Below are 8,944 nucleotides of genomic sequence, written 5' to 3'. Positions count from 1 at the left end.
TCTGACTGTCAGTAAAACGTGATCGCTTCATAGAAATCCCCCTGCATTCAGGTCAGGAGAAAATTCTACTTATAAACACACCGGTTTTTCGGGGGGATTACCTTAACGTACACGGATTTCTGGACTGACCCCTTATATGAGAGTCTTAAAAAACGTCATATCACTCAAAATATACCTGAATACACCCCATCTAAAATGTAACGTTATATTTCATGATATAAAGATATTCCTTCTCTCATCGCATTTTCTTCATTTGTATTCATTTTAAATATTTCGTTATTACCTTATGAATATTAAGAATTTTCTTGAATATTACTAATAAATATTGATCGCCACGGTCGATCAATCACACAATAATCAATCGTTTTAATCAATTATTATTAAACAATTGATCGATTTTGATGATTGATTAAGCTTGTGTTTTAATTAGTCACGGTCCGTGACTGACTAACTAACCACAGTCCCTGCTCATGAATTCCGCGTGATTTCTCGGGCAACATTGCATCTGTTTTTATATTCTGGAGCTGGAAAAACTATGTATCCCTTGTTCTATCGTGATGTATCTCCTCCGCTAATCAGGCTATTTTCTGCATCTCCTCTGTTTTCAATTGGTCTCGTGAAACTGATGCCTGAGGCTAAATGGGATATCACCTCATTACCTCAAGACTGTAGCCATTACCGTGTGAAATATGCGGCATATTGCGCTATTGCATTGATTGATTGCTCTCCGTTAGAAATAACCCATGGCCTTCAGTGGCTGCAAAACGTCTCTAATCAATCGCACTTTGCCGTCTTACTTTTGGTGGATGCAGTGACGCCTTTAATTCACCAACAAATACTTGGGAATCACACCGTCGTACTTTTTACAAAAACAAGCCTGCAAAATATTCGTGAGTCAGTGTTGTTATGGCTGAACGGGAAGTTCCCCCCCAAGAAAGGAGATGACACAGGTGTGTATTTATGTGCGAAAGAGTGGACCGCCTTGAATCGCTATCTGTTGGTTCGCGATATGCATGCGGTAGCGACATGGATGAATATTTCAACAAAAAGCGCCTATTACTGGCGTAAACGTGCGCTTAAAAAATTGGGTTTTAACCATCTCAACGATTTTGTGCGCTTTTGTACACCACATAACCCATCCCCCTCGTTAGTACAAATGCATCCGAATACAGGCATGCACCTCAATTAGGTTCGAGCTAGTTCCATATCTAACACAACGATATAGAGAAACAATACAGTGAGTTCACCCTCGAGTTATATTCCACGTCCTAAGAAAGTATTTAAATGCCCGCATAAGACCCGATTGATAGCATGGATGAATATTATTACTCAGATTGCTTTCCCGCTGGCAGGCACATTCACCCCAATGATGGCCGGTGCCGACAGCGATCGGCATTTTCTGGAAAATACAGACGGTCGAGCGACGATGCCGACAAAGGTATATATCCTATCATCAGGGGAAACTATTGAGTCAGTGGCGAAAAAATACAATATAACGTTATCCACATTGCGCCAATTAAATCAACTGCGTACTTTTTCGCATGGTTTTGACTATCTGCAACCGGGGGACGAACTCAACGTTCCTTATGCGCCGTTACCAGCCATCATATGGGATGAACAGAATAACGATACTGCCGACTCATCCGCCACGCTTAGCGACGATGTAAAAGCTCAAGAACTGGCAGGGATGTCTTCACAAGCGGGCGCGTTTCTAAGTCAGAATCCAAACGGCGACGCCGCTGCATCAATGGCTAGAGGGATAGCCTCCAGTGCGGCCAGTAGTGAAATTCAGCAGTGGCTGAGTCGGTTTGGTACGACAAGAGTACAACTGGATGTTAACAAAGACTTCTCCCTCAAAAATTCTCAGTTTGACCTGCTTGTCCCTTTGTATGAACAAAAGGACAGTCTTGTCTTCACCCAAGCCAGTTTCCACCGCACAGATGATCGCACCCAGTCAAATTTTGGTATGGGGTATCGTTGGTTCACTGATACATGGATGTTGGGAGGAAATACGTTTTTGGACTATGACCTGTCACATGAACACGCTCGCATGGGATTGGGGCTAGAGTATTGGCGTGACTTCTTAAAATTGGGTGTAAATGGATACCGGCGCCTGACCAACTGGAAAAATTCGCCAAATATTACCGATTATGAGGAACGGCCTGCTAATGGTTGGGATATACGTGCGCAGGCCTGGCTTCCTGTGCTACCGAAGTTGGGCGGAAAATTGACCTATGAAAAATACTATGGTCAACAAGTGGGACTGTTTGGCAAAAATAATCGCCAGCGAGCCCCCCATGCCATTACTGCGGGAATAACCTATACACCGGTACCGTTAATCACACTCAGTGCTGAGCAGCGACAGAGTAAATCGAACGAGAATGACACACGTTTTGGCGTTGACATGAATTATCAGCTCGGTGTGCCGTGGCAACAGCAGATTAACTCTGATGCGGTGGCCGCAATGCGCAGTCTGGCGGGCAGACGCTATGATCTGGTCGAACGCAACAATAATATTGTTCTGGAATACCGAAAGAAAAAAGTTATCCGCCTAAAAACGGCAAATTTAGTGGCAGGTTATGCCGGTGAACAAAAGTCACTGGGAGTGTCGGTAACGAGCAAATATGGACTGGAGCATATCGACTGGTCTGCACCGGCATTTATTGCTGCCGGAGGCAAAATCTTGCAGAGCGGCAGCGACTGGACCGTTGTAATGCCTGCATACCGTTCTGGTGCAGATGGCGTCAACAACTACACCGTGAGCGGTGTAGCCATAGACAAAAAAGGGAATATCTCCAACAGGGCTGACACTCAGGTTACCGTCACCCAAGCCGAGATTGATACAACTACCAGTTCGCTCTCGCCTCCTGTCGTGACACTACCTGCAGATGGTAATTCACAGCAGGAGTTTGTTCTGAAAGTGAAAGATAAAGGGGGGCAGCCGGTTGATATTGCTGAGAAAGAAATCAGCATTGATAAAACATCTAAACTTCGTGGCAGCAGTCGCGCCACTGTATCGGCATTCACCCGACGTGCCGCTGGCGAATATGTGATGAAAGTAACGGCAGGAACAATGCCGGAAGCATTTACGCTAACACCATCAGCTCGAAATATGCATTTTGCGTCTGTTAATGTGAATCTGACGGCAGATAATACTACTGCGCTGGTTGATGCCCTGGATGTGATTGCAAACAATGCCATTGCTGACGGTCAATCACAGAATAGGTTACGAGTGATTGTTGTTGACGCACAAAATAATCCGGTACCCGGTCAGTCCGTCACCTTGAAAGCAGATAATGGTGCGACTGTTGTAGGAACAGTTGTCACTGAACCCGATGGTACTGCCATCGTTCCGGTGACCTCTCAGCATGCCGGTGAGACAACCGTTACGGCCAGTATTAATGATAAGGGGAGTAAGACACTGAAGCTTTCATTCCGTCCTGACCAGAATACAGCTCGGATTGAGAAACAGAATTTAAGCGTTCTTCCAGATGTTTCACTGGCGGACGGTAAAACACAAAAAACAGTGACAGCCCGAGTTAACGACGCCTCGGGGAATGCCGTACCGGACATACTGGTTACGTTCAGTACAGATAACGGTGCTGTGCTTGCGGAAAAAACTGTCAAAACGGATACCCAAGGAATGGTCACTACTACTCTGATCAGTACTGTTGCAGGTACTTCACATGTGGCTGCCAGCGTTAATGGTCAGTCAGTCTCAAAAGAGACCATTTTTACCGGCAATAATGCGACCGCTATTGTGACCTCCGTGGATACGACAGCTACATCCGGTGTCGCTGACGGTGCCACTGCTGTGACATTCAGGGCACTTATCAAAGACCAGAATGGCAACCCTCTTTCCGGTATCCCGGTAGACTGGAAATCCAACAAGGACAACAGCATCGTATCCTTTAAGCATTCACAAACCCTGACCTCTGAACAGGGGGTAGCTAAAGCAGAGGTAACCAGTACTCGGGCATACAGCGACGTATTCGTAACCGCATCCACAAATTCGTCATCAAAGTCATCTTCTCCGTTTACTTTCATTGCGGACAAGCAGAGTCCGATCATTAAAACACTGAGCAGCAATAAACAGACGTTGACGGCCAATGGTACAGACACTGTGGCACTGACCGTCAACGTAACAGATACCCACGGCAACCCACTTTCTGGTGTGGAAGTGACACTCAGTAACGGTAATAAAGCAAATATTACCCCCCCCCATCCAGTAACCGATTCAAATGGCATGGCTTCCGCTTCCCTGATCACCCGCTATGCAGGTCAGGTGACTGTTTCCGCTTCTTTCGGTAAGGGTGCTGATAAATCGCTGACCCTACAGGCTCTATCCGATGAGCAGACAGCCAATGTGACTGTCATTCCAGATAAGGCATCGGCAACTGCAGGACAAACTCAACCAGTCACACTGACGGCCACCGTTCTTGATGGGTATAATAATCCCGTTTCCGGTACAAGTGTGGTATGGCAAACCAGCCACAATCAGTTAAGCGATGCGGTCAGTCAGACTAATACGAAAGGTCAGGCGACAGTTAAGCTGATGGGAACTCAGGCGACGCTCACTACGGTCACGGCCTTACTTTACAATGGCCACAAAGGTTCGGCTCAGGTGACTTTTGGGCCGGGAGAGCCTATCGGCCAGCACAGTCTGCTTTCCGTTTCTCCCCAGTCCATTACCGCTGATGGCAAGTCAGAAACCCTGGCATCACTTATCCTTCGGGATAAATGGAATAACCCAGTATCTGGAAAGGACGTCGGCTGGAAGGCCGATACAAAATCAGGTATTCATTTTACTCCAGTTGAAAAGGGTAATGGCGTCTATCAGGCTGTGGTTACTGGAACTGCCGAGGGGGTATGGGCGCTGAAGGCGCAAAGCGGGACGGTTAACTTGCAGACGCCACTGGCACTTCTGGCAAGCCAGGATTCTGCGCAGATTGACAGCGTGGAGGTATCCGGCTCTGACACGGCTAAGGCCGATGGACTGGAAAACGTTACGCTTCGTGCGCGGGTTAAGGATAAAAACGGCAATACAAAGCTTAAAGGGGTTACCGTGGGCTGGAGTACTACTCTGGGCACACTCTCTTCAAGCCTGAGCAGTACTGATGAGAACGGCGTGGCTGAAATTACGTTAAGTAGCCATACTGCCGGTACGGCGTGGGTTTCTGCTATGCTGGGTGGTGGTTCGCCGGTTAAGGCAAATAAAGCCGTCAACTTCATGGCTGGTGATATCAGTGCGGATAAATCCTCACTCAATCTTTCCCCGACCAGCATTATCGCAGAAAAAGAAACTGCCATACTCAACGTCATTGCCCGAGATACTAAGGGGAATCTACTGACAGGTCTCAGGGATAAGATAAACGCGAATTTTGCTCCTGACCTGGAGATGAACGTATCAGCTTTCAGTGAGGTGTCGACTGGCGTCTATGAGGCAACCGTATCGGGTAAAAAAGCGGGAACCACACAGGCCAGCGCTGATGTGGGCAATATCCGCATCAACCATACCGCTTCACTAACGCTCAACGCTGATAATGATACGGTCAAAGTTAAAGGCAGCATCAGCGCGGCACCGACTTCTGCCACGGTTGGCGATTCTGTAACGTATACAGCGGTGCTTACCGACGCTAACGAGAATGCTCTGGGGGCAGGTATTCCGGTAACCTGGAGTACAAACGAAGGTAGCTCACTTAGTTCACAGGTAACGCGTACGGATGATTTCGGTACAGCCCGCGTCACGCTGACTCGACAACGCGTAGGTATTGCCAAAGTGGATCTTATTCTTCCGTCGGGCATTACTGCAGCTCCGGACGTGATATTTAGTGCAGGTGATGTGGATGAAAATCGCTCAGATCTAACACTCGCCCCTTCAGCCATCGTTGCAGGAAAAGAAACCGCAACACTGACCCTGACGTTGCGTGACAGTAATGGCAATCTTCTCGCAGGGAAGCGTGTCAGCGGTCACAGCGATAACAACAATGTGAATGTCGGCGAAAGCCAGGAAAACAGTAATGCACCTGGCCTTTATACAATGACGGTGAACAGCAACAAGGCAGGTAGCGCCACACTTACGGCTAAAGTGGGTAATATTGCGCTGAACAAGAGCCGGGTACTGACGGTGAAAGGCGATACAGATAGTTGGAAATTATTGACCGTCAGGCCTGATAAAACCAGAATGGTAGCCGGTGATACAGAGGGTGTGACCTACAGTGCTACGGTCATTGACGCACAGGGGAACCCATTAACAAATGTGGTGGTTTCCTGGCAACTCCGTGGTCAGGCGGAAAGCTATGAACCAACGTCGCGCACCAATGAAAAAGGTGTCGCGACCACAACGGCGAAAAGTCACTCCGTGGGCCAACTTCAGATGACTGCATATCTTGATGCAAATAACCATATTCAGGCGGACAGCGTCACTGTGGTGGCGGGAGATATAAAAAAAGCAACCTTTGGTGCAGATAAAACCAGCATAGGCTCCGACGGTAAGGATACTGTAAAGCTAACAGCCAGCCTTGAAGACGGTTACGGTAATCCGGTTACGGGTAAGACAGTGACAATTAAAGGGGGAGGTTCGCTGATGGGCTTTTTGCTCAGTCCGGTTCAGGACTTGCAGAATGGAAACTATGTGGCGACAGGGACCGCTACAACCAAAGGACAGGTCACTCTCAATGCTCAGGTTGACGGTATAAAGATGGGGGATTCTGTTACAGTCACTGTGGGTTCTATTACGCCAGATTTACGGTTTGATAATGTTGAGCTGCCTGTTACATGGACGCGAAGTTTCGCTGATTCCCCGGTTGTACGCGGTATGCCTGAAGGTGTGGAGCAGAAGTGGTCGAGTTCAGACACCAGTGTGGCCACTGTCGACGGGAACGGGACAGTTACCCTTCTGAAATCAGGCCGCGCGAGAATTTCGGTATATACTCCGGGAAATGGGCAATACAATCAGGCGATGGCGTCATACACACTGAATGTGTCCAAAGCTAACCCAGGGCTGAAAGCAGGAACAGGTGATCCCATTACTGCAGTCTGGGCTGATGGTAAGGAGCGGAACATTACCGCTAATTATACCAACAGCGATGTGCATGATGGACTTACGGCTACATACACGACTAAAGACGCATCGATTGTTAGAGTAGACAACACAGGCAAGCTTACAGCAGTGAAACCGGGGGCCACAACGGTTACGGTTAGTACGCCAGAAACAGATCAGTTCATTGCCATGTCAGTTGATGCCACATATGTTTTGGATAAAGGACAGTATGTATTTAACTTCAAAAATTCTTCTCAAGATGAGTTTTTAGGGCAAGGCGAAATTAATATACAGTCTCCGGAAACCCCCATTCCTCCAGAGATTACTAATCAAATCACTTACAACTCTTCGAACGACGAAATAGCCGAAGTAAAAGATGGAAAGCTTAGTTTGAAAAAGATAGGCAGCATAGTCGTTTCAGCTAACTTACTTTCGAATGAGTACTATGAAATATCACCCAAAAAATCTTTTTATAGCGTGAATGTTTACGACAATCCTTCTGTCAGTAATGTGCTTATTAAAAGTGAAGCGATGGTAGGTAAGCCAATATCTGCATCCTACGCTTTTGATGCCGGCTATCTTTCATCTCAGGTAGTGGATAAGTCGAAATACCTGTGGGGCAAAGAAGGCGAGACATCAGATAAAGTGAGGGAGAAAGGGCTATCTATCCAGAAAAGTGGTGATGTGCCCTCATATGTGCCAACCGCAGAGCAAATTGGTAATAAAATAGAACTTTCAATATTGCCTATAAATGCTGCCGGGGCTGAAGGGGCTATTGTCACAAAGGTTATGGACGACGCGGTTGTTGCGGATAAAGTCTTCATGAGCGTAGCAATGAATGACAAAGCCAGGGTCGGTGAAAAAATTGTCATGAAGGTTAAGGTTTCGAGCGATAAAGGTGGTAAGAGTCCTGTCTCCGGAATATCAATAGTGTCAAAAGTATCTTCTGCTACTAATAGAAAAGGTGGTGCAGAGTCTCCATCAGCTCAGATAGAGGGTAAAGTTAGTGACATTAAGAAAAGTGATGTTAATGGAGAAGTAACGTTCGAAATTCGTGATGACAATGGGAAAGGACTAGAAACCATAATATTGATTACCCCTGATAAAGGGGAGGCAATAACCCGTACCGCCACGTTTACTGTCGTTACTAGTCCAGACTCGCAATATGCAAAATACTGGGGGCACATGGAAGATATTTCGAATGGTATTAAGCGACCAAAACTTAAAGAAGAAGATTCAGGAGCGCCGCAAGAAAATACAGAAAATGGAGAGGTATGGGCTGTACATAAAAACGCGAGTCAAAGAAATTGCAGTTTACCGAAAAAAGATGCACTGCTAGCTGTTTATGGTACGAATGGTGCGGTGACAAAACGAATAGGCTGGCCTGTAGGAAAGCTTTACCGAAGCTCCAGTATCGGAACCTATATTATCTATTATGTAGACATGTTGAATGGCAGAGATGAAGCTAGCACAGCAGAGTACTACGCTTCATGTAACCAGTAGAGTGCTGCCTCTAACTGGTTGAATTTGATGTATAATGCTGGCTTTTTAGGCTCTACTCATGGCCAGCGTTGAGCCTGTAAATAATCCTGTGTAACTGCCCACTCGTTAAAGGTGATCGCTCAGGCGCTGGGGAATCCCCAGTAATGGGCGGGTAAAAAAAGACAGGCATAGAGTTTTGTGATCTACTGATTTGTGCAACCAATTCAATGGGCTCACCTCTATGCCTGTTCGCCAGGTATGTCAGAATTTTTTCCGCGGTGCTTTAGCACCATTTCACAGATACCGACAAAATGCTTTGTTGGATGTAAGCGTACACCGAGGGCCGTATTGACAGGGATGTGCTATTCAGTTGGCAGTGTGATGCGCCAGGGTAGCAGTTCGCTGACCCGGTTGACCGGC

Annotated in this window: 2 protein-coding genes; both read left to right on the top strand. The window is 46.9% G+C overall.

Going from position 1 to position 8,944, the window contains the following annotated elements; genetic code table 11:
* Positions 1–535 precede the first annotated feature (535 nt).
* The gene (locus GA0061070_RS23460; protein ID WP_090138863.1) at positions 536–1,189 is read left to right on the top strand and encodes a hypothetical protein; all 654 of its coding nucleotides are present in this window, start codon (positions 536–538) and stop codon (positions 1,187–1,189) included.
* Positions 1,190–1,315: 126 nt separating this feature from the next.
* Complete coding sequence (locus GA0061070_RS23455; protein WP_090138861.1) at positions 1,316–8,545, top strand: Ig-like domain-containing protein; 7,230 nt, start codon at positions 1,316–1,318, stop codon at positions 8,543–8,545.
* The last annotated feature ends 399 nt before the right edge of the window (positions 8,546–8,944 follow it).

Source organism: Kosakonia oryziphila (genome assembly GCF_900094795.1).
Lineage (GTDB): Bacteria > Pseudomonadota > Gammaproteobacteria > Enterobacterales > Enterobacteriaceae > Kosakonia > Kosakonia oryziphila.
Note: the sequence above shows the minus strand (reverse complement) of the source record. Positions and strands in the feature narration are given on the sequence as shown.